Origin of the sequence: Peribacillus sp. NPDC096447, from assembly GCF_044762725.1 — a bacterium.
Lineage (GTDB): Bacteria > Bacillota > Bacilli > Bacillales > DSM-1321 > Peribacillus.
This window is the reverse complement of the sequence record NZ_JBIWEV010000028.1, coordinates 1-1,557: the sequence shown is the minus strand read 5'-3', so window position 1 is coordinate 1,557 and position 1,557 is coordinate 1. Positions and strand designations below refer to the sequence as shown.

General features: G+C 38.2%; 1 protein-coding gene. It reads right to left on the bottom strand.

Going from position 1 to position 1,557, the window contains the following annotated elements:
• Nucleotides 1-74: 74 nt before the first annotated feature.
• Nucleotides 75-1,310, bottom strand: coding sequence for an IS110 family RNA-guided transposase (locus ACIQZD_RS26140; protein ID WP_402907804.1), 1,236 nt, complete (start codon nt 1,308-1,310; stop codon nt 75-77).
• Nucleotides 1,311-1,557: the final 247 nt, after the last annotated feature.

Here is a 1,557-nt window from a genome sequence, read left to right as displayed (position 1 = left end):
AATTTGTGCATGCCAAATAACCTTCCAATGAACCGTATTTGGAAAGTTTTGTGCTATTTAGTTATACTTTTAAACTAGGTTAGATCTTGGAAAGTCGAGTTATTTTGTAATAGTGCATAAATCCATTGTAGAAGCTTATTAGCACATGCTATCACAGCTACTTTAAAGGGCTTTCCTTCTTCACGTTTCTTATCATAGAACTCTCGTAATCTCTTGTTCCGAGGGATGATTTCATCTATCGTTTTCTTCTTGCGACAATCACGAATGGCACAACGAACGGCCATATATAAGGCATGTCGTAGTCTGCCAGAACCTCTTTTGGTAATCCTATTTACTGTGCCTTTAAATTTACCTGATTCAAAGATACTTGGATCAATTCCGGCAAATGCCACCAGTTTTTTAGGGTGATTAAACCGATCAATCTCTCCAATTTCAGAAATAATCGTTGCAGCGATTTTTTCACCGATTCCAGGGATGGATTGGATAATCTTATATTCTTCAATTTCTTTTGCCAAAGCATCTATCTCGTCTTCAAACCTGGATAGGTGCTTTTGGTATTCTAGAAGCATTTTTATATACATCTCTAGGCTTAAAATGTGACTCTGATATAAAGTTCTCTGAAAAGGATTTCGAGCTGAGGCAGCCATAAGTTTCTCTGCCTTTGTATTCGCCCACTTTCTAGAACGACTTGGACAAAGTTCATTAATCCTATTTGCTACAGTTTCTTCACCGACTGCTAATATGTCTTCAGAAGTAGGGAATTCTAATAGAGTAAGCAATGAAACAACCGAATACAAATCTCCAAAAACCCCTCTATATTCAGGAAATACTTGATCAAGAACAGCCTGAAACTGTAGTTTTGTTTGTACATAGATACCTGTTATATTTGCATGTTGTCTTGAAAGATTACGAAGATTTAAGAGTTGTATCCCTCGTTTTTTATAAGGCTCTAAATCCTCTTTATAGTACAGCTCGCAGAGGTGACGTGCATCGATTAAATCTGTCTTTACTTTCCGTAAACTAGAGCTCTTCGCACGATAAGAAATGAGTGGGTTAACGATAATTAATAAGTAACCTCTCTCCTCAAAATACTGCATAATGGGCGTATGATAATGCCCAGTAGACTCTAAAACGACCGGAGGTCGAATTCCTGTTATGTTTTCTATCTCTCTAAGATATTGGTGTAAGCTCTCTAGTCCTTCAATGGTATGTGCTACTTTAAAACTTCTTTTATAAGGCTTCTTTTTATCCAAGAATGCTTGAACCTGACTTTCACCTTTCGCTACATCCAGACCAACCACTGGATTCATTTTTTATCTCCTCCAAAAACATATTATTGCCGGTAACCCCTAATCCTTCTTGCAGTATCATAGCTTCGCTTGTTATACGAGATCTTGGTCCCAACCAGCCAAATCATGTTTAAGCAAGTAGGGGGCGAACGGTTTAGTTGACGGGGTCCAAGCCCCACGGGCAGGAACGTTCTACCCCAGCTACCGTTATCATATATCGATATAAAAATTGTTCAACCAGAAATATCTGGCTGACCTTATAATACGA